The organism is Altererythrobacter xiamenensis (genome assembly GCF_900177715.1).
GTDB classification, from domain to species: domain Bacteria; phylum Pseudomonadota; class Alphaproteobacteria; order Sphingomonadales; family Sphingomonadaceae; genus Erythrobacter; species Erythrobacter xiamenensis.
Genome location: NZ_FXWG01000003.1, coordinates 552,984 through 577,505, shown reverse-complemented (window position 1 = coordinate 577,505; position 24,522 = coordinate 552,984). Strand labels below are relative to the sequence as shown.

General features: G+C 61.5%; 25 protein-coding genes. 14 read left to right on the top strand and 11 right to left on the bottom strand.

All coding sequences use genetic code 11. The annotated features are described in order from the left end of the window. Positions 1–22: 22 nt before the first annotated feature. Together grpE and hrcA are read right to left on the bottom strand one after the other, a co-directional pair. Positions 23–601, bottom strand: a complete 579-nt coding sequence (grpE, locus tag CCE89_RS13410; protein ID WP_086438552.1) for a nucleotide exchange factor GrpE — start codon at positions 599–601, stop codon at positions 23–25. 18 nt (positions 602–619) lie between these two features. Continuing rightward, positions 620–1,663 carry a heat-inducible transcriptional repressor HrcA gene (gene hrcA, locus CCE89_RS13405; RefSeq protein ID WP_086438551.1) on the bottom strand — a complete coding sequence of 348 codons (1,044 nt, stop codon included), beginning with the start codon at positions 1,661–1,663 and terminating at the stop codon, positions 620–622. 96 nt (positions 1,664–1,759) lie between these two features. Here hrcA and rph point away from each other — a divergent pair, with 96 nt between their 5' ends. Next, a complete protein-coding gene (rph, locus tag CCE89_RS13400; protein WP_086438550.1) occupies positions 1,760–2,473 on the top strand; it encodes a ribonuclease PH in 714 nt (237 codons plus the stop codon). Then, positions 2,470–3,099: an RdgB/HAM1 family non-canonical purine NTP pyrophosphatase gene (rdgB, locus tag CCE89_RS13395; RefSeq protein WP_086438549.1), complete on the top strand. Its 630-nt coding sequence runs from the start codon at positions 2,470–2,472 to the stop codon at positions 3,097–3,099. The genes rph and rdgB overlap by 4 nt, the downstream gene beginning before the upstream one ends. 3 nt (positions 3,100–3,102) lie before the next feature. Here rdgB and CCE89_RS13390 read toward each other — a convergent pair whose 3' ends face one another. Further along, the gene (locus CCE89_RS13390) at positions 3,103–3,630 is read right to left on the bottom strand and encodes a CAP domain-containing protein (RefSeq protein ID WP_234990084.1); all 528 of its coding nucleotides are present in this window, start codon (positions 3,628–3,630) and stop codon (positions 3,103–3,105) included. Positions 3,631–3,818: 188 nt separating this feature from the next. On the opposite strand from CCE89_RS13390, the gene hemW reads away from it, so the two are divergent. After that, positions 3,819–4,970 carry a radical SAM family heme chaperone HemW gene (hemW, locus tag CCE89_RS13385; RefSeq protein ID WP_086438547.1) on the top strand — a complete coding sequence of 384 codons (1,152 nt, stop codon included), beginning with the start codon at positions 3,819–3,821 and terminating at the stop codon, positions 4,968–4,970. Further along, a complete protein-coding gene (locus tag CCE89_RS13380; protein ID WP_086438546.1) occupies positions 4,967–5,881 on the top strand; it encodes a tyrosine recombinase XerC in 915 nt (304 codons plus the stop codon). Before hemW ends, CCE89_RS13380 begins: the two co-directional genes overlap by 4 nt. Here CCE89_RS13380 and gshB read toward each other — a convergent pair. Genes gshB through rsmI form a run of 3 tightly spaced genes read right to left on the bottom strand, consistent with a single transcriptional unit; the run spans position 5,878 to position 8,031 of the window. Beyond that, on the bottom strand, positions 5,878–6,843 hold the full coding sequence (gshB, locus tag CCE89_RS13375; RefSeq protein ID WP_086438545.1) for a glutathione synthase: 966 nt from the start codon (positions 6,841–6,843) through the stop codon (positions 5,878–5,880). The two genes, CCE89_RS13380 and gshB, sit on opposite strands and share 4 nt — an antisense overlap. Positions 6,844–6,853: 10 nt before the next feature. Beyond that, positions 6,854–7,204 (bottom strand): YraN family protein, encoded by a 351-nt coding sequence (locus CCE89_RS13370; RefSeq protein ID WP_086438544.1) that lies wholly within the window; start codon positions 7,202–7,204, stop codon positions 6,854–6,856. Then, a complete protein-coding gene (gene rsmI / locus CCE89_RS13365; protein ID WP_234990083.1) occupies positions 7,201–8,031 on the bottom strand; it encodes a 16S rRNA (cytidine(1402)-2'-O)-methyltransferase in 831 nt (276 codons plus the stop codon). The genes CCE89_RS13370 and rsmI overlap by 4 nt, the downstream gene beginning before the upstream one ends. A 67-nt stretch (positions 8,032–8,098) precedes the next feature. Here rsmI and CCE89_RS13360 point away from each other — a divergent pair, with 67 nt between their 5' ends. Further along, positions 8,099–9,265 (top strand): penicillin-binding protein activator, encoded by a 1,167-nt coding sequence (locus CCE89_RS13360; RefSeq protein WP_086438543.1) that lies wholly within the window; start codon positions 8,099–8,101, stop codon positions 9,263–9,265. A 57-nt stretch (positions 9,266–9,322) separates the two neighbouring features. Then, positions 9,323–11,299 (top strand): DNA topoisomerase IV subunit B, encoded by a 1,977-nt coding sequence (gene parE, locus CCE89_RS13355; RefSeq protein WP_086438542.1) that lies wholly within the window; start codon positions 9,323–9,325, stop codon positions 11,297–11,299. A 10-nt stretch (positions 11,300–11,309) separates the two neighbouring features. Here the strand turns inward: parE and CCE89_RS13350 are convergent, their stop codons facing one another. Then, complete coding sequence (locus tag CCE89_RS13350) at positions 11,310–12,521, bottom strand: bifunctional alpha/beta hydrolase/OsmC family protein (protein WP_086438541.1); 1,212 nt, start codon at positions 12,519–12,521, stop codon at positions 11,310–11,312. A gap of 184 nt (positions 12,522–12,705) precedes the next feature. Here CCE89_RS13350 and CCE89_RS13345 point away from each other — a divergent pair, with 184 nt between their 5' ends. Beyond that, the gene (locus CCE89_RS13345) at positions 12,706–13,560 is read left to right on the top strand and encodes an AAA family ATPase (protein WP_086438540.1); all 855 of its coding nucleotides are present in this window, start codon (positions 12,706–12,708) and stop codon (positions 13,558–13,560) included. 41 nt (positions 13,561–13,601) lie between these two features. Here CCE89_RS13345 and CCE89_RS13340 read toward each other — a convergent pair whose 3' ends face one another. Next, positions 13,602–15,002, bottom strand: coding sequence for a methyl-accepting chemotaxis protein (locus CCE89_RS13340; RefSeq protein WP_086438539.1), 1,401 nt, complete (start codon positions 15,000–15,002; stop codon positions 13,602–13,604). Positions 15,003–15,122: 120 nt separating this feature from the next. Here CCE89_RS13340 and CCE89_RS13335 point away from each other — a divergent pair, with 120 nt between their 5' ends. Together CCE89_RS13335 and CCE89_RS13330 are read left to right on the top strand one after the other, a co-directional pair. Next, a complete protein-coding gene (locus tag CCE89_RS13335; protein ID WP_086438538.1) occupies positions 15,123–16,307 on the top strand; it encodes a vWA domain-containing protein in 1,185 nt (394 codons plus the stop codon). Between the two features lie 11 nt (positions 16,308–16,318). Beyond that, positions 16,319–16,990, top strand: coding sequence for an immunity protein Imm33 domain-containing protein (locus CCE89_RS13330; RefSeq protein WP_086438537.1), 672 nt, complete (start codon positions 16,319–16,321; stop codon positions 16,988–16,990). Here CCE89_RS13330 and CCE89_RS13325 read toward each other — a convergent pair. Genes CCE89_RS13325 through CCE89_RS13315 form a run of 3 tightly spaced genes read right to left on the bottom strand, consistent with a single transcriptional unit; the run spans position 16,984 to position 19,757 of the window. Further along, entirely contained in the window at positions 16,984–17,973 is a 990-nt protein-coding gene (locus CCE89_RS13325) for an aspartyl/asparaginyl beta-hydroxylase domain-containing protein (RefSeq protein ID WP_234990082.1), read from the bottom strand. The two genes, CCE89_RS13330 and CCE89_RS13325, sit on opposite strands and share 7 nt — an antisense overlap. Before the next feature lie 42 nt (positions 17,974–18,015). Next, a complete protein-coding gene (locus tag CCE89_RS13320) occupies positions 18,016–19,218 on the bottom strand; it encodes an exo-beta-N-acetylmuramidase NamZ family protein (RefSeq protein WP_086438535.1) in 1,203 nt (400 codons plus the stop codon). Next, positions 19,215–19,757 (bottom strand): DOMON-like domain-containing protein, encoded by a 543-nt coding sequence (locus tag CCE89_RS13315; protein WP_086438534.1) that lies wholly within the window; start codon positions 19,755–19,757, stop codon positions 19,215–19,217. Before CCE89_RS13315 ends, CCE89_RS13320 begins: the two co-directional genes overlap by 4 nt. Before the next feature lie 47 nt (positions 19,758–19,804). On the opposite strand from CCE89_RS13315, the gene tyrS reads away from it, so the two are divergent. The 5 genes from tyrS (at position 19,805) to CCE89_RS13290 (ending at position 24,498) form a co-directional block, all read left to right on the top strand. Continuing rightward, positions 19,805–21,034, top strand: coding sequence for a tyrosine--tRNA ligase (gene tyrS, locus CCE89_RS13310; RefSeq protein ID WP_086438533.1), 1,230 nt, complete (start codon positions 19,805–19,807; stop codon positions 21,032–21,034). A gap of 115 nt (positions 21,035–21,149) precedes the next feature. Next, positions 21,150–21,488: a PilZ domain-containing protein gene (locus tag CCE89_RS13305; RefSeq protein ID WP_086438532.1), complete on the top strand. Its 339-nt coding sequence runs from the start codon at positions 21,150–21,152 to the stop codon at positions 21,486–21,488. A 94-nt stretch (positions 21,489–21,582) separates the two neighbouring features. Then, the gene (locus tag CCE89_RS13300) at positions 21,583–22,881 is read left to right on the top strand and encodes an MFS transporter (RefSeq protein ID WP_086438531.1); all 1,299 of its coding nucleotides are present in this window, start codon (positions 21,583–21,585) and stop codon (positions 22,879–22,881) included. A gap of 1 nt (position 22,882) precedes the next feature. Next, complete coding sequence (gene cysK, locus CCE89_RS13295) at positions 22,883–23,800, top strand: cysteine synthase A (RefSeq protein ID WP_086438530.1); 918 nt, start codon at positions 22,883–22,885, stop codon at positions 23,798–23,800. Beyond that, the gene (locus tag CCE89_RS13290; RefSeq protein WP_086438529.1) at positions 23,800–24,498 is read left to right on the top strand and encodes a dienelactone hydrolase family protein; all 699 of its coding nucleotides are present in this window, start codon (positions 23,800–23,802) and stop codon (positions 24,496–24,498) included. The genes cysK and CCE89_RS13290 overlap by 1 nt, the downstream gene beginning before the upstream one ends. The last annotated feature ends 24 nt before the right edge of the window (positions 24,499–24,522 follow it).

The following is a 24,522-nucleotide window of genomic DNA, read 5'->3' as shown; positions in this document are numbered from 1 at the left end:
TCTCCAAAAAGTTCCGGTAAACTCAGTCGGGCTTCTTTGCGACGCCGACCATCGCCGGTCGCAGCAGGCGATCCTTGATCATCCAGCCCGACTGCATTTCCTGCACCACCGTGCCCGGTTCATGCTCGTCGCTCGGCACTTCCATCATCGCCTGATGCTGGTTGGGGTCGAGCGGCAGGCCTTGAGCCGCGATCCGCGTGATACCGTGCTGGCCGAAGACTTTCTCGAGCTCGCGCTGGGTCGCCTCGATACCGGTCACGAGACCGCGCATTCTTTCGTCTTCGCGCAGGCTTTCGGGGATAGCCTCGATTGCGCGTGCAAGATTGTCGGCAACGCTCAGGATATCGCGCGCAAAACCGGTTGCGGCATAGGCACGCGCGTCCTGCATATCCTTCTCGAGACGACGCCGGACGTTCTGCGTTTCTGCCTGCGCGTAGAGCGCGTCCTGCTTGGCCGCCTCCAGATCCGCGCGAAGCGATGCGATGGCATCGTCGAGCGAGTTTCCATCCTCATCCTCCGTGCCGTCGTCGAGCATTTCCTCCGGCACGCCTTCCAGTTCCTTTTCAACCGCTTCGTCGTGCGGCTTGTCATTGTCGATCATGATGTATGTTTTCCAGAGCTATCCGATGAGCTTGCCCAGAGACCGGGCTGTGAGATCCACCATGGGGACGACACGCGCGTAATTCAACCGCGTTGGGCCTATCACGCCCAGCACGCCGACCACCTGTCCCTCGCGGTCGCGATAGGGCGAAGCGATGACCGACGATCCCGAAAGTGCAAACAGCCGATTCTCGCTCCCGATGAAGATGCGCGTCGCATCGGCATCGCGCGCGCTGTCGAGCAATTCGGCCACCGATTGCTTGTTTTCGAGGTCGTCGAGCAACGACCGGATGCGCTCGATATCTCCCATCGCGCTCTCGTCGAGCAGCTTGGCCTGTCCGCGAATGATCAGCACGGGCCGCTGAGCGGCATCCTCGCTCCATACGGCTAGGCCGCGCTCGACTAAATCCCTGCTCGCTACATCGAGTTGCGATTTTCCGGCCTTGATTTCTGCTCGCATTGCGCTGGCAGCGTCGGCGAGCGTCCGTCCTGCGAGACGAGCGGTGATGTAATTGCTCGCCTGCTCGAGCACGGAAGGTGCTATCGCCTCGCCCAGTTCGACCACACGGTTTTCGACACCGCCATCCTCGCTCACCAGCACGGCGAGCGCCCTGCCCTGCCCGAGGTTGACGAGGCTAAACTGCGCCAACCTTGCTTCGCGGGTAGGCACCATGACCATGCCGGCAGCACCTGAAAGGTCCGACAGCACGGTGCTTGCCTGTTCCAGTGCCTGTTCGATCGGTCCGGGCTCGGCAAGCCTCTTTTCGATCGCGGCACGCTCCTCGGCGGTCGGTGCTGCGACCCGCATCATGCCATCGACGAACATGCGTAGCCCGCTGTCGGTCGGCATGCGACCTGCACTCGTATGCGGCGCGGCAAGCAAGCCGATTTGCTCCAGATCCGCCAGAACCGAACGGATAGAGGCTGGGGAGAGGTTTACGGAGGCATCGCTCGCCAGGGTTTTCGAACCGACCGGCTGGCCGCTTTCCAGATAGCCTTCGACCACGAGGCGGAAGATATCCCTCGCGCGATCTGACAGTTCGGAAATCGGCGGTGACGACATGATCTCTATCTAGCGACTGCTCATCCAGCCTCAAGCCTTGCGGGCAAGGCCTTACACGGCCAAACCGCGCCCAAGCGAATCGTACAAGGATATTTCATGCGACCTTCAGGACGCGCGCCCGATGAAATGCGCGCCATCACTATCGAAACCGGCTTCACCAAACATGCCGAGGGATCATGCCTCGTCAGCTTCGGCGATACGCGGGTGCTGTGCACTGCCAGCATCGAAGAACGCATTCCGCCGTGGCTGCGCGGCAAGGGTGAAGGCTGGGTCACGGGTGAGTATTCGATGCTCCCGCGCTCGACTCACACGCGTAGCTCACGCGAAGCCGCACGCGGCAAGCAGTCGGGCCGGACGCAGGAAATCCAGCGCTTGATCGGGCGCAGTTTGCGCGCAGTCGTCGACCTCAAGAAGCTGGGCGAGCGTCAGATCACGCTCGATTGCGACGTCATTCAGGCCGACGGCGGCACGCGCACGGCGTCGATCTCCGGCGCCTGGGTAGCTCTGCGGCTCGCGGTCAACGGACTGATCGAAGCCGGATCTCTGACCGAAGACCCAATCACCGGCCAGGTCGCGGCGATCAGCTGCGGTATTTTCGAAGGCACGCCGGTGCTCGACCTCGATTACCCTGAGGACTCCTCGGCTGAAGCGGACGCGAACTTCGTGCTGATCGAAGGCGGTCAGATTGCGGAAGTACAAGCCACCGCCGAAGGCGCGACCTATGACGAAGAAGGCCTGCTTCGCCTTCTGCGCCTGGCACGCATCGGTTGCGACGAAATCTTCGCAGCGCAGCGGGACGCCGTAAAATGACAAGACGTCTCGGTTCGGGCAGCCTCGTCATCGCGACGCATAACGAGGGCAAGCTGAAAGAGATTTCGGCGCTGCTCGAGCCATATGGCGTGAAGTGCATTTCGGCAGGGTCTCTGGGCCTGCCGGAGCCCGCCGAGACAGGAAAGACCTTCGTCGAGAACGCACTAATCAAGGCGCGCGCGGCGGCCGAGGCTTCGGGTCTCGCCGCGCTCGCCGACGATAGCGGGCTGTCGGTCGATGCGCTCGATGGCAGGCCGGGCGTCTATACCGCAGACTGGGCCGAGCGGCAGTGGTTCGAAGGCGATCCGGGCCGCGACTGGTATATGGCCATGGGCAAGGTCGAGGGGATGCTCCAGCAACTCGGCACCGATGTCGATCGCTCGGCCGCCTTCCATTGCGTGCTGGCGTTGGCCTGGCCCAATGGCGAATACGAAGTTTACGAAGGTAAATGCGCGGGTTCGCTAACCTGGCCACCACGCGGAACCCTTGGCTTCGGCTATGATCCGGTATTCGTGCCTCAAGGCCGCGAGCAGACCTTTGCCGAGATCGATCCGGCAGAAAAGCACGGCATCAGCCACCGCGCCGATGCCTTTGCAAAGCTGACCGCCGAACAGTTCGGGACCTAGCTCTCAGCGGATCTCGTGGCCGTAGGTATTGCCGGCCGGCCAATAACGACAGACAAGGAAATCATCGCGCTGGTTGCGGACAACCGCGCAGCCGATCTGACGCGTGTCGTGCCAGACAACCTGCGTGTAGTGGCCCACGTCACGCCAGTTGCCCGTGCGCGATATGTGCGGGAACTTGCCCGGTTTGAAGTGGCGCTTTTCCGCTGCGAAAGCCTCGACCATGAAGCTCGCCGAGTAGTTGCCGGCCGACCCCATCCAGAGGTTTTCACCCGCGCCTCCCCGGTCGGCTTGCGTGGAATGGCGCATCCGGCCTTCCCGTGCGAGCTGTTGCGCCCATTCATGAGCCTCGCGCGCCAGCTTGTCGCTCCAGGCAACACGCGGCGCGCCGAAGCGATCTCGCTCCAGATTGTGCGCATCGAGCAATTCTGCCGCAAAGCTGTTGCGGGGCGCGTTATCGCGCGCAGAGATATTCGGCGTGGCTGCAATAGCCGCGCATGCGCCCATGAGCGCCAGTATTCGACCCGTTTTCATGACCCTACCCTTGATCCCGAAAGGCTTTCGTCGAACTTAGAAAAGAGGTTAACGGCGGCCGCGTCAAACCCACTTGCTACCAAACGGTGGTCAGGTGCCGCAGGCTGTTACACATTTGGGACGAGTGGGGTTTTTCGACAATGACGATTGGCAATCCGGCCCGAAAAAGAGCATAGGATCGCGCCACCGTGGCACGCGCTCTCTACATCCATTGGCCCTTCTGCGCGAAGAAATGCCCCTATTGCGACTTCAACAGCCATGTCCGCGAGACGGTCGAGATGGAAGCTTGGCATGAGGCGCTTCTGGCCGACACGCGGCACGAGGCGGAATTGGCAGGCGGCGAGAAACTGCACTCGATCTTTTTCGGCGGCGGCACGCCTTCGCTGATGCCCCCCGCGCTCGTTGGAGCACTGCTGGCGGAGGCTGAGAAACTGTGGGGCTTCGAGCCGGAAATCGAGATCACGCTGGAAGCCAACCCGTCCTCGGTAGAAGCAAACAATTTCACGTCGCTCGCTAGCGCCGGGGTCAACCGGATGTCCCTCGGCATTCAGTCCTTCGATGACGATGTGCTGCAATTTCTCGGCCGCCTGCACTCCTCAGAAGAGGGGCAGAAAGCGCTGGAAACGGCGCAGAAGGCGTTCGATCGCGTCAGTTTCGACCTGATTTATGCGCGTCCCGGCCAAACCGAAGCGCAATGGACTGAAGAGCTTCAGCGTGCACTCGCCTACGGCACCGGCCACCTCTCGCTCTACCAATTGACGATCGAGCCGAGCACGCGGTTTGCGAGCGATGTGCGGACCGGCAAGTTCACCCCGCTCGACGATGATCCGGCGGCCGATCTCTATGCGTTGACGCAGGCCATGACCGCGGCGGCGGGCTTGCCGCCCTACGAAATCTCGAACTACGCCAAACCGGGCGAGGAAAGCCGCCACAATCTCACCTACTGGCGTTACGAGGACTATTGCGGGATCGGCCCCGGCGCGCATGGCAGGCGTTGCGGCATGGCGACAACGCGCCACCGCAAACCGGAGAATTTCCTCGCGGCGGTCGCGAAGTCGCAGCACGGGATCGCGGAAGAGCGCGCACTATCGCTGACCGAGCAAGCCTCCGAGGCGTTGCTGGTCGGTCTTCGGCTGGTCGAGGGGATCGACCTCGCTCGGATCGAGCAGCGCTTCGGCATTGCCAGCAGCAATTTGATCGATACCGCGAAGCTCGAATTGCACCAGAACCTCGGCCTCGTCTGGCGTGAGGGTGAGCGCATCGGCCTGACCCGCGAAGGCATGCCCTTGCTCGACGCCCTGCTGGGCGATCTGGTTGCCGACGAGCTTGTCTCGGCATGAGCGCGGCTGATCTCCTCGAAGCGTGGCGCGATCACCTCGCCAATGCCCGCAGACGAAGCGAGCATACGGTGCGCGCCTACCTCGCCAGCGCCGACCGCCTGCTCAAGGCACGTGACCTCGGCGATTGGGCGTCCGTCTCACGCATCGAAGGCCCCGACCTGCGCCGCCACCTCGCTGACCGCCGCCAATCCGGCATCGGCAATGCGAGCGCCGCCCGCGAACTCTCGGCGCTCAAGGCTTTCGTCAAATTTGCCCGCGAGCAGGCGGGTGAGACCGAGGCTTCCGCCCCGCGCCTTCGCGGGCCGCGGCTCAAGAAAGGGCTGCCCCGCCCGGTGACGCCCGACGATGCAGTCAATATCGCAGATCTCGTCGCCGGAACCGCCAACGAGGACTGGGTTGGCGCACGCGACCGTGCCGTGCTGCTGCTAATGTATGGTTCCGGCCTACGCATAGCCGAAGCACTCTCGCTCAAGGGCAAGGACGCGCCTCTCGCCGAGGTGCTGCAGGTGACCGGCAAGGGCAACAAGCAACGGATGGTCCCCACGCTTCCGATCACGCGCGCGGCGGTTGAGGACTACACGCGCAGATGCCCCTGGCCGCTCTCTCCAGACAAAGCGCTCTTTCGCGGGGTCAAGGGCGGTCCGTTGAGCCAGGCAATGGTGCAGCGGGCAATGGCGCGCGCGCGGATCGCGCTCGGCCTGCCGGAAACCGCCACACCACACGCTTTGCGGCATAGTTTCGCGACGCATCTGCTGGGTGCGGGCGCCGACCTCAGGAGCTTGCAGGAGCTGCTCGGCCACGCCTCGCTCGGCTCGACCCAGATCTATACGAAGGTCGATGCCGCAACGATGCTCGACAATTACCGCAATGCGCATCCCCGAGCCGGTAAAGGCACGCGCGAGAAAGGTTAGCTTTCTGCCAGCGCCGCGTGGCGGCGCTCGATCGCGTCCCAGATCATCGCAGCCGTATCGGTCCCGTTGAACCGGTCGATTGCGACGATGCCGGTCGGCGACGTGACATTGATCTCCGTGAGATATTTCCCGCCGATCACGTCAATCCCGACGAAGGTCAGGCCGAGACGCTTGAGGTCGGGCCCCATCGCCTCGCAGATCTCACGCTCGCGATCGGTCAGCTCGGTCGCCTCCGCGCTGCCGCCCATGGCAAGGTTCGAGCGGAACTCGCCCTTGCCGGGAATACGGTTGATCGCGCCTGCGATCTCGCCATCGACCAGGACGATGCGCTTGTCGCCCTTGGCCACCTCGGGAAGGAAAGGCTGCAGCATGTGCGGCTCGGGCCAGGTCTGGTTGAAGACTTCGAACAGCGCGGTCAGATTGTCGCCGTCCGCCGGAATGCGGAAGATCGCCTTGCCGCCGTTCCCGTGGATCGGTTTCATCACGATTGCGCCATGCTCTTCCATGAACCGCCGCGCCTCATCGACCGAGCGCGTGACCAGCGTCGGCGGCATGAAGCGCCGGTAATTGAGCACCATGACCTTTTCAGGCGCATTGCGGACATGGACGGGATCATTGACCACCAGCGTTTCGTTCTGGATCCGCTCGAGCAAATGCGTCGCGGTGATATAACCCATGTGAAACGGCGGGTCCTGCCGCATCAGCACGACATCGATATCGCGCCCGAGGTCGAGCCGCTGCGCCTCACCCTTGGTAAAGTGATCACCCTCGACCCGCTGGACCGTTACCGGATAGCACTGCGCATAGAGGCGATCCTCGGAATCCAGCGACAGGCTCTCCACGTGATACTCGTAGACCGAATACCCTCGCTCCTGCGCGGCCAGCATCAGTGCGAAAGAGGAATCGCCCGCGATATTGATGTTCTCGATCGGGTCCATCTGGACGGCGATACGCAGGCTCATAGTGTTATCCTCATGGCTGCCAGGCGTTGACGATGTGGCGAGGGATTGCGCCCGGCGCAAGGAGGATCACGTCGACACGGATATCTTCCCCCGCCCCAGCATATTCATGCGCGACGCATTCCACCGCGGCGGCCACCCTTCGCAAGCGGTAAGCGTCTATCGCATGGTCGAGTTCTTCGCGCCTCTTGCGCCACTTCACTTCGATGAACGCGACGAGACCGCGTTTACGCGCGATAAGGTCGATCTCTCCGCGCGGCGTCTTCACCCGCTCTGCGAGGACCTGCCCGCCCTTGAGGCGCAGCCACGTGGCCGCCCAGCGCTCGCTTTCCCGGCCCTGCCTTTCGGCCTGCTGCCGCTTCATTCCGCCTTGATTTCCATCGCCAGCGTGTAGAGCTCCTTGCGATCACGTCCGGTTGCCTTGGCAACTTGCGCGACCGCCTGCGATGGCTTGAGCGTTTCGAGCGCCTGGCGCAGCAAGGCCTCGGCATCGATCTCGCCTGCTTCTTCGGCTGGCGGTCCCACAAGAAGGACGATCTCTCCCTTGGGCGGACGCTCGCCATAATGCGCGGCAAGTTCACCGGCGGCCCCTGTCCGGCACTCCTCGTGCAGCTTGGTGAGCTCGCGTGCCACGGCCACTTCACGGTACGGCCAGATTTCCGCCATGGTCTCCAGCGATTTCACCAGGCGCGGCCCGGTCTCGTAGAAGACCAGCGTGGCGTCGATGCCCGCCAGTTCCTCCAGCATGTCGCGCCGCGCCTTGTCCTTGACCGGCAGGAACCCTGCGAAAAGGAACCGATCGTTAGGCAGTCCCGAGAGCGTCAGCCCCGCAATGGCAGCGCAAGCGCCGGGCAGGCTTGTCACCGAAACACCGGCAGCCCTTGCATCGCGGACGAGCCGGTAACCCGGGTCGGACACCAGCGGAGTCCCCGCATCGCTCACCAGCACCACGGCCTGTTCTTGCATCGCCACGACAAGCCTTGCCCGGTCGTTCTCGCCGGCGTGATCGTCATAGCGCCAGAGCGGCTTCGACAGCCCCAGATGCTTCAATAATTTGCCCGTAACGCGCGTGTCTTCGCAGGCAATTGCATCGCATCGGCTCAACACGTCGACAGCACGCATCGTTACATCGCCGAGATTGCCAATCGGCGTTGCAACGATATAGAGCCCGGGTTCGAGAGGTTCAGACACGCTTGATTCAGAGTTGGTGGTGTTTTGCACCCCTCCCTTTTGATCGAGCAGCATAGGGTCGGCAAGCATGAAGCGGAATTTGTTCAATCGTCGCAACTGGATGGTGGCTGGTACTGCCATGCTGCTGGGGGCGTGTCAGATCATCCCCAAGACGGGGCCCGATACGACCGGACCGGTCACCGGACCGACGACGGAACCCAGTGCCACCGCACTTCCGACCGACGAGACGCGTCATCGCATCGCTCTGCTCGTTCCGATGTCGGGCACCAATGGGAGCGTCGGCCAATCGATTGCCAATGCGACGACCATGGCGCTGCTCGATACCAATGCGAGCAACCTGCGTATCACCACCTATGACACCACACAGGGTGCACGCAGCGCGGCCGAAAAGGCTGTTGCCGATGGCAACCGGCTGATTCTGGGCCCGCTGCTTGCCGACAATGTCCAGCAGGTTTCCTCGGTCGCAGCACCCAACAACGTGCCGCTCATTTCCTTCTCGAACGACACCAGTGTCGCCAGCGAAGATGTCTTCGTGATGGGGCACATCCCTGAGCAGTCGATCGAGCGCAGCGTAGCCTATGCCCGTCAACGCGGATCGAACAATTTCGCAGTGCTCCTGCCGTCCGGCGATTATGGCCAGCGTGCAGAGAGCGCCCTGACAAATGCCCTGCGCGAATATGGCGGCTCACTTGCTACGTCTGAAAACTATGCGCGCGGCAACACCTCGATCGTCAGCGCTGCACAGCGCCTCAGGGCGCGTGGTGGCTACGATACCGTCCTGATCGCCGACGGGGCGCGGCTTGCGACCCAGGCAGCGGGCGAGATCAAGTCGGGCGACGGTGCGGGGACGCAAATCCTCGGGACCGAGCTGTGGAGCGGCGAAAGCGCCGTGACCCGCGCCGCCGCGCTTCGCGGAGCACTGTTCTCTGCCGTCTCCGACAATCGCTTCCGGCGCTATCGCGACAGCTACCAGGATCGCTTCGGCGGCTCGCCGCACCGGATTTCGACGCTTGGTTATGACGCGGTACTGATGACCCTGCGCGTGGCGCGCGACTGGCGCGTGGGTGACCGTTTTCCCAAGAGGATTCTCTACAGCGATGGCGGCTTTCTGGGGGTGGACGGCGCCTTCCGCTTCAACCGCAATGGCGTGATCCAGCGCGCATGGGAAGTTCGCGAGGTTCGCAATGGTGAAGTTTCGGTGGTGGCTAACGCACCCACCAGCTTCAGCGACTGAAGATAACCTGCGCGCCCCGCTTGTGGGGGCACAGACGCAGGGCATATAGCTCGATCTATGTCCGAAGACCTGTTTGATGGCACGCCTGCTTCCAGCGGCGATTACGACTCCTCCTCTATCGAGGTGCTGGAGGGGCTCGAGCCCGTCCGCCGCCGCCCCGGCATGTATATCGGCGGAACCGATGACCGCGCCCTGCACCATCTCGCTGCCGAAGTGCTGGACAACGCGATGGACGAAGCCGTCGCAGGTCATGCAAGCCGGATCGAGGTGAAGCTGGAAGAAGGAAACCGGCTTTCCATTGCCGACAACGGGCGCGGTATTCCGGTCGACGAACATCCCAAGTTTCCGGGCAAATCGACGCTCGAGGTGATCCTTTCGACACTGCACTCGGGCGGCAAGTTCTCGGGCAAGGCCTACGCCACCTCGGGCGGCCTCCACGGCGTCGGCGTCAGCGTCGTCAATGCGCTGTCCGAGCATACCCGCGTCGAGGTCGCGCGCGACCGGCAGCTTTATGCGCAGGAGTTTTCCAAGGGTCAGACGCTCGGGCCGATCGAGGAGCTTGGCCCGACCCCGAACCGGCGCGGCACCACCGTCACCTTCACGCCCGATACCGAGATATTCAGCGATCGGCAGTTCAAACCGGCCCGCCTGTTCAAGCTCGCCCGCTCCAAGGCTTACCTGTTCGCAGGGGTCGAGATCCGCTGGAAATGCGCGCCTTCGCTCGCCAGCGAGGATGTGCCCGAGGAAGCGACCTTCAAGTTTCCCGGCGGCCTTGCCGATCACCTCGCCGAACAGATCGGCGAACGTGAATGCGTCACCTCCCAGCCCTTCACGGGGACGCAGGAGTTTCCGGACGAGCAGGGTCGTGTCGAATGGGCGGTCGCTTGGCCGCTCTACTCGGACGGATCGACCAGCTGGTATTGTAACACCGTGCCGACCCCCGATGGCGGCACGCATGAGCAGGGCCTGCGCGCGGCGCTGACCAAGGGGCTTCGCGCCTTCGGCGAGCTGACGCAGACCAAGAAGGCCAAGGACATCACCGCCGACGACGTGATGACCGGTGGCGAGGTCATGCTCAGCGTCTTCATCCGCGATCCGCAGTTCCAGTCGCAGACCAAGGACCGGCTGACCTCGCCCGAGGCTGCGCGCCTGGTCGAAAACGCCATCCGCGATCACTTCGACCATTTCCTCACCGGCAATATGGAACGCGGCAAGGCACTGCTCGGCCAGGTGATGGAGCGCATGGACGAGCGGCTCCGGCGCAAGCAGGAACGCGAGATCAAGCGCAAGACCGCGACCAACGCGAAGAAGCTGCGCTTACCCGGCAAGCTGACCGACTGTTCGGGCGATGGCGAGGGTGAGACCGAGCTGTTTATCGTCGAAGGCGATTCGGCAGGCGGCAGCGCCAAGCAGGCCCGCAATCGCAAGACGCAGGCGATCCTGCCGATCCGCGGCAAGATCCTCAACGTGGCCTCGGCCACTGCCGACAAGATCCGCGCAAATGCGGAAATCGCTGACCTGACGCTCGCCATGGGTTGCGGCACGCGAAAGGACTGCGACCCGGAAAACCTGCGCTACGATCGCATCATCATCATGACCGACGCGGACGTCGATGGCGCGCATATCGCGACGCTGTTGATGACGTTCTTCTTCCAGGAAATGCCCGAAGTCGTGCGCAAGGGGCACCTGTTCCTCGCCCAGCCCCCGCTCTATCGCCTCACCGCAGGCAAGGAGAGCCGCTACGCCCGCGACGATGCGCATCGCGCAGAGCTGGAAGAAACGGTGTTCAAGGGCAAGAAGGTCGATGTCGCGCGCTTCAAGGGTCTGGGCGAAATGAACCCCGCACAATTGCGCGAGACGACGATGAACCCCGAAACGCGCTCGCTCATCCGCATCACCCTGCCGCAGGAATTCGAAGATCGCGCCGGTGTCGCCCGCCTCGTGGACGAATTGATGGGCCGCAACCCCGAACACCGGTTCAACTTCATCCAGAACCACGCAAGCGACGTCGATCGCGATCTGATCGACGCGTAGAAATGCGCGCTCAACCGCGCTCCGTATGGATGTGCAGATGGCCCTCCAGCGTGCGGTGCACCGGACACTTGTCGGCGATTTCGATAATCCTTGCCCGCTGATCTTCGGTCAGCCGGTCGCCCAATAGCACTATCTTTCGCTTGATGGCCTGGACCTGAGCCCCCTCTTCGAGCGGATGTTCACAATCTTCGGCGTGATCGCGTTCGTGGGTGAGGTATATCCGCGTCCCCTCGAACGGCCACTTCTTGCGGTCGGCATACATCTTCATCGTCATCGCAGTGCAGGTGCCGAGCGCGCCTAGCAGCAGATCGTAGGGTGTGGGGCCGGTATCGTCCCCGCCGTAACTCCTCGGTTCGTCCGCGATGAAGGAATGGCTGACCGTATGCACTTCCGTACCGAACTTTCCGTGTCCGGTCTGCACCACGACGCCCTCTTCCGGCATCGGCCAGTCATCCTTCATCGGGATATAGCGTGCGCCCCAGGTGGCAATCATTCGCGCCGCAAAGCTGGCATCTCGCTCTTCCAGCAGAAGGTGATCGGCATCCATCAGGCTGACGAAGCTCTTGGGGTGCTTGGCCGCGCTGAACAGGGCTGTCGCATGTTCGACCCCAACCACGCTGTCGGTCGGTGAGTGGAGGAACAGCAAGGGCACGCGCACACGGGCGACTTCGCCCAGCAGGTCGATCGCTTTCGTTTTCTCGATGAATTCGCGGCTCAATGCGAAGTCGCGGCCACCGATGGAAACCGCTCCTTCTCCATCTTGCTCGACCGCATTCAGGTCGCCCTCGATCCGCTCGAGCACGTGCGGCACGTCCGAAGGCGCGCCGATGGTCGCGATGGCCGCAATATGCTCGAAGCCGAGGTCGTCTGCCGCCGCGAGTACTGCGGCTCCGCCAAGGCTATGGCCGACCATGAGGATAGGCTTGCCGAATCGTTCGACCATGTGCTGCGCCGCCGCCACGAGATCCGCGACATCGGTGGCAAACCCGGCGCGACCGAAATCGCCGCCGCTTCCCCCAAGACCGGTGAAATCGAAGCGCAGGCAGGCGATCCCCTCTTTTGCCAGCGCGCGAGAGACCGCCACGGCCGCCTTCGATTGCTTGGTGCAGGTAAAGCAATGCGCGAACAGTGCGGCACCGCGCACCAATCCTGTGGGCAATTCCAACGCGCCCGAAAGATCGTGACCGGCGCTGGTCGAAATGGCGATGGCTTCTGTCGGCATGGACGCTCCCTTTGTGGCGGCTCTTTCATGATTATACGCAGCAGCCGCGCGATTGTTACCCGCATAGCCCGCCAGCGCTCGCCAATTGGATAGCTTACGCAGCGTCACCCTTGCACAGCGGTTCGCCCGTCCCTAACGCTTACGTAAAGTTCCATTGCCCAATGAAACACAAGTTAGGAAACCGATGACCGACCAGCGCTTCGAAGGCACCGAAAGCTATATTGCGACCGATGATCTCAAGGTAGCGGTGAATGCTGCCGTTACCTTGCGCCGCCCGCTGCTGGTCAAGGGCGAGCCGGGCACGGGCAAGACCGTGCTGGCGCACGAAATCTCCAAGGCAATCGGCGCGCCCCTGATCGAGTGGAACGTCAAGTCGACCACCAAGGCTCAACAGGGTCTATACGAGTATGACGCGGTGGCGCGCCTGCGCGACGGCCAGCTGGGCGACGAACGCGTCCACGATATCTCCAACTACATCAAGAAGGGCAAGCTGTGGGAGGCGTTCACATCGCCTGAACTGCCCGTTCTGCTGATCGACGAGATCGACAAGGCCGATATCGAGTTTCCGAACGATCTCTTGCAAGAACTCGATCGGATGAGCTTCGACGTTTATGAAACGCATGAGACCATCACCGCGAAAGAGCGCCCGATCGTAGTCATTACCTCGAACAACGAGAAGGAACTGCCCGACGCATTCCTGCGCCGCTGCTTCTTCCACTACATCAAGTTCCCCGACCGCGACACGATGCGCGAGATCATCGAGGTGCACCATCCCGGCATCCAGAAGAACCTCGTCACCAAGGCGATGGATATCTTCTACGAGCTGCGCGAAGTCCCTGGCCTGAAGAAGAAACCCTCGACGAGCGAGTTGATCGACTGGCTCAAGCTGCTCCTGAACGAGGATATGCCGGTCGAGGTTCTGCAGGATTCAAATCCGAACAGCGCCATTCCGCCGCTCCACGGCGCTCTGCTCAAGAACGAGCAGGATGTGATGATGTTCGAACGGCTTGCCTTCATGGCTCGCCGCAACCCCAGCTGACAGCGGCCATCGGAGCCGGCACTTCAGGTGCCGGTTGTTCCTCAGTTGAAGGCGTAGGCCAGTTCGCAATCGCCCCAGCGGCGTCCGTTGATCACGAGCGGAACGTAGATGTTGCGCACGATGACGTAATTGGTGCCGTCGCCTTCCTGGCGATAGACCGCCATCGTGTAGGGATCGCTGGTCTTCTTCGCGACGAGGTCGATCCCCTCCAGGATGATCCGGCCATTGCGGCAATATTGCGTGTCATGCGCAAGATCACCCGTCGGCGCTTTCGAATGTGCGGTGACGTGGGTCGGCAGGAAACCGTTCATGTCCGCCTGCGACGAGATGATGACGTCACCGCCCTCAGCCACCGTACGGTCGTTGATCGGACGCCAGTTCTTGTCTGCCCAGTCACAGAGGCTCGTGCGATAGCGCTTGGGGTTCGACCCCGGAATTTCCCGGTAGTCCTGATCGAAAAGCTGGCTCATTGACAGGTCACCCTTTTCGATCGCCTTCTCGGCAACCTCGGCCAGTTCCGCGGCAATTTCCTGCGCTTTTTCGACCATCAGACTGTCGCGCGGTGAAAGGCCGGCCTTGACGAGCTGATCGAACATCTCGCTCGCCGTCAGTTCGAGTTCTTCCATCCGTCGATGCGCTTCGGACAGCTTGGATTCGTTGTCGATCGCTGCCTTGTCGAAGCTGTCGAGGACGTCCTGCACACGCGTGACATGGCCGCTGATCGTGCTGGTCGAACGCGCGATCTGGTCGTTCTGCTTGTCGACCTCTTCCACAAGGTCGCTCACGCTCAGCATGGTGGACTCGATCTGTGCGACCGATTCCTTCGCCTCGTCGCTCGCTTTCGAGCCCGACTCAATTCGTTCGATCACCGTATTCGCCTCGATGCCGAGAGCCTCGACGGTCGCGGAAATCTCTTCTGTAGCCTTGCGGGTATCGTTGGCGAGGCTCTTCACCTCACCGGCGACAACCGCGAAAGTGCGGCCCGCGTCACCGGCGCGCATCGCTTCGATCGTGGCATTGAGAGCGAGGATGTTGGTGGTTTCGGCAATCTGGTCGATGTCCTGCGCGCTGCGCCGGACCTGCTCCATCGCGGCTGCAAAACTCGTGACGTGCTGGGACAGGGATTCGACAAGTGTCAGGACGCCGTTGATCTTGCCAAGCGAGGACTGGATGAGATCGGTGCCCTCGCCCAGGCGCTCGATGGCACGCTCCGAAAGCAAGCGCGCTTCGTCGCTGGCTTGCGCGACACGCTCCTGGTCTGCCTCGAGTTCGCCCACCGTCCCGCGCAGCGCATCGTGTTCCGCACGCAGATTTTTCGAGGACTGGATGACTGCTTCGACAATACCCGCGACATCGGTGCAGCCGATGGTCACATCGCCACATTTGACCGGTATCTGATCGAGTGCGGTACCGGCCTGCGGATCAATCTCTACTGGCTTCATTAATTTCGACCCCTGTTCGTTGATTACAGCGGTAACGAACCTTGGTTATCGAAGCATTAAATTGGTTAGGGCCTGCGCGAAATGCTGGCGCTCGCCGTTTCTGCGGGCTAGGTTCCGGCCATGTTTTTCAACTTTGTCGACGAATTGCGCGAAGCCGGCATCTCCGCGAGCTTCAAGGAGCACCTCACATTGCTGGAGGCGCTCGACAAGGATGTGATCGAACAGTCTCCCGAGGCGTTCTATTACCTCTCACGTGCCACCTTCGTGAAAGACGAAGGTCTGCTCGACCGGTTCGACCAGGTTTTCCAGAAGGTCTTCAAGGGTATCCTGACCGACTACGGCCAGAACCCGGTGGAAATCCCGGAGGACTGGCTCAAGGCTGTGGCCGAGAAGTTCCTTTCCGAAGAAGAGATGGAAAAGATCAAGTCGCTGGGTGACTGGGACGAGATCATGGAGACGCTGAAGAAGCGTCTGGAGGAACAGGAAAAGCGGCACCAGGGTGGCAACAAATGGGTCGGCACCGGCGGGACCTCGCCCTTCGGCAATTCGGGCTACAATCCCGAAGGTGTGCGCATCGGCGGAGAGAGCAAGCACAAGCGCGCGATCAAGGTGTGGGACAAGCGCGAGTTCAAGAACCTAGACAACACGAAAGAGCTCGGCACCCGCAACATCAAGATGGCGCTGCGCCGCCTGCGCCGTTTCGCGCGCGAGGGTGCGGCAGACCAGCTCGACCTCGACGCGACGATCGACGGCACCGCGAAGCAGGGCTGGCTCGATATTCACATGCGCCCCGAACGCCGCAATGCGGTGAAGCTGTTGCTTTTTCTCGATGTTGGCGGCTCGATGGACCCGTTCATCAAGCTTTGCGAAGAGCTCTTCAGTGCAGCCACTACCGAGTTCAAAAACCTGGAGTTTTTCTATTTCCACAATTGCCTTTACGAAGGGGTATGGAAGGATAACCGCAGGCGCTGGCAGGAGCGGACCAAGACCTGGGACATCCTCCACAAATACGGCCACGACTACAAGGTGATCTTCGTCGGCGATGCCGCGATGAGCCCCTATGAGATCACCCATCCGGGCGGCAGCGTCGAGCACATGAACGAAGAAGCCGGCGCGATCTGGATGCAGCGCGTGGCCAACACCTATCCGGCGACCGTCTGGCTCAATCCAGTGCCGGAAAAGCAGTGGGGCTATTCGCAGTCGACCAAGATCATGAAGCAGCTGATCAACGACCGGATGTATCCGCTCACGCTCGATGGTCTGGACGATGCAATGCGCGAATTGAGCCGGAAACAGGGGCATTGAGCCTGGGAGGATTGCCCCCTGGCATAGCGCTGCGCGACCCGCGACCGATCGCTGCCGAAGCGCCCTACACCTTTTTCATGCCGCATCCCCAAGAGCTCGAAGCTCTAAGGCCCGGCGATGGTATAAAGGCGATTTTCACCCAGACCGAGGGTGAAACGAAATACGATGCCGAACGTATGTGGGTGCTGATCGAGCGCATCGAGGATGGGGTGGTGTATGGCACGCTCGACAATGACCCTTCCGACATGTCCTTGATCGAGGCGGGCAATCCGGTCGCAATCCCCCTCACCCACGTGATTTCGACCGCTTTTCACAAGGACAATCCGCGGCCTGAAACGCCCGAACGGCGCGAGTATTGGGAGCGTTGTCTTGTCGATGCCTGCATTGTCGAAGGGCGAAGCCACGTCGATTATCTCTACCGCGAAACACCCGACATGACGCGCGAAGGTGACGAATACGAAGATAGCGGCTGGCGTTTGCGCGGAAGCGAGGCCGAAGTCGAGGCGGATCAGGCAAATGACTCGGCACCGCGATACATTGCGCTGGGAGCGGTCCTCAATCGTGACGACCGCTGGATACACCTCCTCGACGAAGAGCCGGGCGTTGCCTTCCAATGGGATGGCGACGCGCAGGATTACATCAGATTCAATCGACCCGACCTGGCTGAGGCAGACGATCAGTAACTATCGACCGCGTCAAACAGCGCCCTGATCTGTTTACGCTCAGCCTCGCTGATTTCGGGCCTCCACACATCGAAAATCAGGACGATCCGATCTTCCGCGCTGTCGTTGATCGCTTCGTGCTCGACCGTATCGTCGAACAGCATCAATTCGCCTTCGACCCACTCCCTGGTCTGGCTCCCGACACGAAACCGGCAATTGTCCGGTATGACCAGTGGCAGGTGGCAGATCAGCCTCGTGTTGAGCATCCCGGTGTGAGGAGGGATTCGAAAACCTGCGCGGAGCAGCGAATAAAGCACGGACGGCGCACGATTGGGAACATCACACAGCGGAACGTCTCGCTGCATCGCTGCCCAGGTCTTCGCACATTGCCGGGTCCGCTCAGGTAATTCACGGCCTTTTTCGGTCAGATAGAAGGTGCTCCAGCGGTCGTCTTCCATCAGCCCGTGAACGTCGCCCTGCGGCCGGGACTGGTCTGCTTTGACATATGCACTGAATGTCCCCGCTGTTTCCAGCATGCTGAGGGCTTCTTTCCGAATGGCGTCCGTTTGCGCTTCGAGCTCGGAAACCCACGCATGACTGGTTCGGTCGGAAAACTCGCAATATTCTGTATCCGGGTAGAAATAGGTCATCGGAATTTGCGGATACGGGACGTATTCCGGCTCACGCTGCCTTTGACCGAACATGATCTCCAGAGATTTCTGAAATCTCGGATGCCTCTCATTCTGCGTCATGCCACTGGCATCGAGGGATGAAAGGATCTGTTCTCGAAATCGCACCGCGAGCCATTGTGCTGCGCTATTCGCTCGTGCGAGTTCATCGGCGCTGATTACCGAGCCAGTGGCAGCCAATTTACCGACCTGACCATAATAGGCACTGGCGGCGCGATGGTCCCTTGCCAACATTCGATGGTCAGCCTTGGCCAGCATGGCGACAGCATCGCGATTGTTCGCCGTAAGAAGGCCTTCGGCTTCCTTTTCGGTCATGATCGGAGAAGGGTTTTCGTGGTCCATATCCGCTCGGCCCGATCAGTAGAGCAGGTGATCGCGCACGGTCGCGATCCAGCTTGCCTCGTCATTGCTCGCCAGGGCATCGAGATCGGATGGCCTGGCCGAGGGATCATCGACCCATTCGCGCAGTGACGACCCGCCGTTGATGACGTCGATCGCGAGAACGTCTTCGGTATACTCGTATTTGAAATCCGTGCCGCGCCAGATAGGGTAGTCCGGATAAAGGGTCCGGATCGCCTTGAAGGCGAGCGCCTGCATCCGCCACGGTTTGAAATTGTCGTGCTGGTAAAACGGCCCTTCTGCGTGGATCATCAGCGCGTTGCAGAGCGTTCCTGCATGCTTGTGGAAGGTCGGCTCGAACCAGCATTCGCGGATCGCGCAGCCTTCCATCCAGTCGGGCGCCAGCGACCACATCTCCGCCAGCACCGCCTTGGCATCGATATCGGGCGCGCCGAACAGGACTTCGAGCGGGCGGGTGGTCCCCCGCCCTTCACTCAGTGTCGCGCCTTCGATCATGACCGTGCCGGCATAGGCACGCGCCATGTTGACGTTGGCAGCGTTTGGCGAGGGATTGATCCAGATCCGATCGGTCGGCCAGCCATGCCCCGGCCCGTCCGGCTCCCAGCCCTCCATCGCGACGACGCGATAATCAACGTCGAGGCCGAAGTGATCGATGAACCAGTGCCCCATTTCACCCATCGTAAGCCCGTGCCGCATCGGCATCGGTGCTGCGCCGACGAAGCTTTCGTTACCGGGTACGAGCAGCGTCCCCTCGACCGGACGGCCGGCAGGATTGGGTCGGTCCAGAACCCACACGCTCTTTCCCGTTTTCGAAGCCTCTTCAAGGAGATAGAGTAAAGTGGTGACAAAGGTGTAGATGCGGCAGCCGAGGTCCTGCAGGTCGAACAGGAAGACGTCGGCACTCGACATCATCTGGCCGGTCGGTCGGCGCACCTCGCCATAGAGCGAGAAGACCGGAATGCCGTATTGCGGATCGGTCTCGTCCGCGGTCTCGACCATATTGTCCTGCTTGTCGCCCTTGAGGCCGTGCTGCGGCCCGAACGCGCTCGTCACGTTCACGCCCGCCGCAATCAGTGCGTCGAGACTATGGGTAAGGTCCTTGGTCACACTCGCCGGATGGGCGACTAGCGCGACGCGCTTGCCCTCGAGTTCACCGAGGAGCTTTTGGTCGGACAGCAGACGATCGATACCGAATTTCATGGAGCGTCGGTTGCGGGAATTGTCGCTGCGAAGCAAGCGGTATGATGGAAATCGGGCTTCCCTTCAGGATGAACGATCGACCAGTAGCTTTTTATGCCGCCCTCCTCCTCGAGCACGGCGGTTATGGCTACATCCGCTGGCAGGCGTGGCAGCGCGCCGCGCGGAATCGCAGCGTCGAACAGCACGAAGCTCGATCCTGCGTGGAGTTGCCCATCTGGCTCGCGCGCAACATCCCGTTCGCGCATTCCCTCGCGATAGCTGTCAAAGTCGTAAGCGTTCCAGCGCCGGGAAGGGGAGAGGTTCCATTCGCTATAGGCGCCGCCGTCTTGGGGTCTCACGAACAATTCGAAACACGTCGTCTGCCACAATCCGTCTGCGCGCGCTTTCGTCCCGATCTTCGGCAGGATCAGCGCGCCGACGCCATCTATTCGCCAGCGGATCCGCAGCCAGTTCGGATCATCACTGCGCAAGCGGGCTTCAATGCCCGAGACCTCGAGCGGCGGATGCGAAGGGTGCGCGATGAGTTGATGCGTTTGCATTACCCCCTCTCCATGCTAACCGCGCCCTCCCAAGGCAAGAGAACACGATGACCACCTACCAGTCCGATCTTCTGCGCGTCCTCGAAGAGCGCGGGTATATCCACCAGATGACCAATGCAGAGGGCCTCGATGCCCTTGCCAGCAAGCAGGTCGTTCCCGGCTATATCGGATTCGATGCGACCGCACCTTCGCTGCACATCGGCAGCCTGGTCCAGATCATGATGCTCCGCCGACTTCAACAGGCCCGCCACAAGCCCATCGTGCTAATGGGTGGCGGAACGACGCGCATCGGCGATCCGACCGGGCGCGACGAGAGTCGCAAGATGCTAACCGACGAAGCCATTGAAGAAAACATCGCCGGCATACGCACGGTTTTCGAAAAGCTTCTGACTTTCGGCGACGGCCCAACCGACGCGGTAATGGTCAACAATAACGACTGGCTCGGCAAGCTGGGTTACATCGAACTGCTACAGGAAGTCGGCACGCATTTCACGGTGAACCGCATGCTGACCTTCGATTCGGTCAAATTGCGCCTCGAACGAGAGCAGCCGATGACGTTTCTCGAGTTCAACTACATGATCCTTCAGGGCTACGATTTCCGTTACCTGGCAAAGGAAATGGGCGTTCGCCTGCAGATGGGCGGAAGCGACCAATGGGGCAATATCGTCAACGGTATGGAGCTTGGCCGGCGCATGGACGGCATGGAGCTGTTCGGCCTGACCACGCCGCTTCTGACGACTGCGGACGGGGCAAAGATGGGCAAGACCGCGGCAGGCGCGGTCTGGCTTAACGAAGCGCAGCTGCCGAGTTACGACTTCTGGCAGTACTGGCGCAATGTGGATGACCGCGATGTCGGGCGTTTCCTCAAACTCTTCACCGACCTGCCGCTGGACGAGATCGCGCGGCTAGAAGCGCTCGAGGGTGCCCAGATCAACGACGCCAAGGTGATCCTCGCGAACGAGGTAACTGCGCTGGTGCGCGGACGGGATGCCGCCCGGGCTGCAGAAGCGACAGCGCAAGAGACCTTTGCAGGCTCGGGCGCAGGCGAGGATCTGCCGACGCTATCGCTCGGTGCCGAGGGCATGCGGATCGGTGCGGCGCTTACCGCGATCGGTTTCACCGCCTCCAATGGCGAGGCCAAGCGCAAGATTGCGGAGGGTGCGGTCAAGCTGGACGATCAGACCGTAAGCGATCCCGGAATGCTGGTGCAACCCGGTGCCGGGGAAACGATTCGCCTCAGCCTGGGCAAGAAAAAGCACGGATTGCTCGTCGAATAGGGCGAGAATACAAGGCCAAATGTCCCGAATTTAGACAAAAGCGGCTTTACTAAATGTCAGGCTTTATGGCGCATTAAGTCCGTTCGTAACGACACAGAACGGAGGGTCATGCGCCGTGACGGCAGGAGCTAATCTGAGTGTAACCGACTTGCGCCGTGCCGCGCGTCATCCGGTGGATTTTCCGGTGATCGTCGAACACAACACCCACGGAGATATCGATCTCCATGTCGCGAACATTTCGGCCCATGGATTCATGGTTGACGACGCGAAGAGATTGCAACGCGGCGATCGCGTAATCATCCGCCTTCCGGTCGTTGGCCGGATCGAGGCCTATGTGATCTGGACCCGTGACGAGCGCGCCGGCTTCCAGTTCGAACGGATTATCCGTTTCGACGATTTCATGGCGATCATCGATACGCTGCAGCCCAATCCGCGCCTGCGTCGCCCGCGCTGATAAGGAATGCTTGAAAGGCGGCAATAGCGCCGCTTCCGACATGGCTAGATTTTGACGTCTTGGCAGGCCCTTTGCGGCCTGCCATTGCGCATTTGTGAGCGACGAACAGCAAACCGAGCGCCATCCGTTTCACGTCGCGAATTTCCGCGCGTACTGGGTTTCACGCCTTTCGATGACGCTGGCGCAGTATGCCATGCTGCTCATCATCGGCTGGCAAACCTACAATATCGCGCGCGACAGCGGGATGTCGGTTGGCGGGGCATCCGGCCAGTTGGCCCTTATCGGGCTGCTGCAATTCGCGCCGCTATTTTTTCTTACGCCCTTCGCCGGCCTGGCGGCCGACCGTTTCGACCGGCGCAACACTGGCCGCATAACCGTTCTCCTGCAGCTTGCTTGCGCGGCCGTGCTGGCCTGGGTCACATGGCAGGACGCCATGACCCTGCCCGTGCTGTTTTCGATAGCTGTGGCACTTGGGATTGCCCGCGCGTTTGCGGGCCCCGCCCTGTCCGCCCTCGCCCCCAACCTGGTGCCCAAGGTAATTCTGCCCAACGCGATCGCGCTGTCCTCGATCGCCTGGCAAGTCGGCATGATTGTTGGCCCAGCTCTCGGTGGGTATTTCTACGTAGTCGATCAAGCCCTGCCATACGCGATTGCTGCCGCGCTATTTCTCGTATCGATCATCTCGCTGAGCCTGATCGGAAAGGTGCCGCAGCCCGCCGTGCGCAAGGATCAGCGGCCCATCGGACAGGTCATCGACGGGCTCCACTATGTGTGGCGCAACAAGATGGTGCTTGGCGCGATCACACTCGATCTGTTCGCCGTTTTCTTGGCCGGAGCCACGGCACTCTTCCCGGTCTATGCCCGCGACATCCTCGATGTCGGAGCGCCGGGCCTCAGCCAGCTCGCCATGGCGCCAGCCATAGGCGCTGCGCTCACCGCGCTGATTTTCAGCTTTCGCCCGCTCAAGAGCAATGTCGGCCCGAAAATGCTCTGGGCGGTGTTCGTATTCGGGCTGGCCACGATCATCTTCGGTTTCTCGACTTCAATGCCGCTCAGCCTCGCGATGCTGTTCATTGTCGGAGCGGCAGACATGTTCAGCGTTTATATCCGCCAGTCGCTTATCCAGTTGCATACGCCAGACGACAAGCGTGGGCGCGTTTCCTCGGTCAGTCTGCTCACCATCAGCGCTTCGAACGAGTTCGGGGATTTCTTCTCCGGAAGCCTCGCTTTCCTGATAGGACCTGTCGCCGCGGTTGTGACCGGAGGCGCGGGCGCAATCGTCACCGTGGCGCTGTGGAGCCGCATCTTCCCGGTGCTGCGAACCACAAAAACCTTCGATCCGCCCGAAGAACTGCTAGACCACCATTCAGACACGCGATCCCAGGAGGCCTGACATGAAAGCCGCAAATATTCTCGAAACCATTGGCGGAACACCGCACATCCGGCTCTCGCGCCTGTTCCCCGACCACGAAGTGTGGGTGAAATCGGAACGCGCCAACCCCGGTGGATCGATCAAGGACCGCATCGGTCTTGCCATGGTCGAGGACGCCGAAGCATCCGGCGCGCTGAAGCCCGGCGGCACCATCATCGAGCCGACGAGCGGCAACACCGGTATCGGTCTTGCCATGGTGGCAGCGGTCAAGGGCTACAAGCTGGTGCTCGTCATGCCGGAGAGCATGAGCCTCGAACGGCGCCGCCTGATGCTGGCCTATGGTGCAACCTTCGACCTTACGCCGAAGGAAAAGGGCATGAAGGGCGCGATCGAACGCGCGACCGAACTGGTCGAGCAAACCGAAGGCGCATGGATGCCGAGCCAGTTCGACAATGATGCCAACTGGAAAGTGCACGTCCGCACGACTGCGAAAGAAATCCTCGCCGACTTCGCCGATGATCCGATCGACGTGATGATCACCGGCGTCGGTACCGGCGGACACCTGACGGGCTGCGCGGAAGAGCTGAAGCGCCATTGGGGTGATATGAAAGCCTATGCGGTCGAGCCGACGGCTTCGCCCGTTATCAGCGGCGGCCAGCCCGGCCCTCACCCGATCCAGGGGATCGGTGCCGGTTTCATCCCGGGCAACCTTCATACCAGCTCGATCGACGGCGCCATCCAGGTCGAGCCCGAAGACGCCAAGGAAATGGCGCGCCGCGCTGCTGCCGAGGAAGGCATGCTCGTCGGCATTTCTTCGGGCGCAACTCTCGCCGCGATCGCGAAGAAGCTGCCCGAACTCGATGCGGGCACGCGGGTGCTCGGGTTCAACTACGATACGGGCGAGCGTTACCTCTCGGTGCCGGATTTCCTGCCCGAGTGATGCAATTCGAGAAGATCGCATACCGCGACGGCGATACACCCCTCACCGGCTTGTACGCCCAGCCCGAAGGAGCTGTGCGCGCAGCCGTGGCGGTTTTCCCGACCTTCATGAACACCACGCCCGGTGTCGAGGCCAAGGCGCAGGGCCTGGTCGATCAGGGCTATGCGGTTTTCATCGGCGACTTCTACGGCCCCGATGCGCCGTCCAATCCCGACGAAGCCTTCGGCGCGATGAAGGCCCTACGTTCCGATCCTGCCGCGATGCGCAAAAGGTTGCGCGCGACGATCGCCAAGCTTCGCGAGCTGGAACCCGATCTGCCGCAACTGGCGATCGGGTTCTGCCTCGGCGGAATGGCCGTGCTAGAGATGGCACGCGATGGGAAGGACTTGCTTGCCGTCGCCAGCTTTCACGGCTTGCTCGAAACGGGATTGCCCGCCGACAAGCCTATCGCAGCGCGAATTCTCGTCTGTCACGGTGATGCCGACAGTCTCGTCCCGCGCGAACAGGTTCTCGCATTCTGGGAAGAGATGGATGCCGTGAAAGCCGACTGGCACTTTCACAGCTATGCCGGGATCGAACACGGCTTCACCACCCAGCGCACCTTCGATGGCTCCCCCCACCCTGCCTACAACGAAAGCGCCGACCGCCAGAGCTGGGCTTCCTTGCTGAGCTTCTTCGACGAGGTGCTGGGACAATAGAAAAGGGCGCCGGCATCACGCCAA